The sequence below is a fragment of the Nocardia higoensis NBRC 100133 genome, from assembly GCF_000308595.1.
Taxonomy (GTDB): domain Bacteria; phylum Actinomycetota; class Actinomycetes; order Mycobacteriales; family Mycobacteriaceae; genus Nocardia; species Nocardia higoensis.
Genome location: NZ_BAGA01000014.1, coordinates 1 through 266 on the forward strand (window position 1 = coordinate 1; position 266 = coordinate 266).

The 266-nt window shown below is 68.0% G+C and carries 1 pseudogene; it reads left to right on the forward strand.

Annotated features, from left to right (window positions below):
* Window positions 1–249 (forward strand): annotated as a pseudogene (locus tag ON26_RS02285) (cytochrome P450); the annotation flags it as partial.
* Window positions 250–266: the final 17 nt, after the last annotated feature.

The window sequence follows — 266 nt, forward strand, 5'->3', positions numbered from 1 at the left end:
TCCCATCTGGGACTCGGCGCAGGTCCGCATCGCTGCCCCGCACGCGCCATGGCCGAGCTGATCGCCGGTGACGCGATCGATCAGCTCCTCGACGTGCTGCCCGACATCGAACTGGCAGTCCCCGCCGACCGGCTCCGCTGGCGGCCGGGCCCGTTCCATCGGTCCTTGGAAGCGCTGCCGGTCGTCTTCCCACCTGTTCCCGTCACCGTCGGTTCCGACCTCCGCGCAACGTTAGGCGCTCTCTCATGACCGATCTGCAAACCACA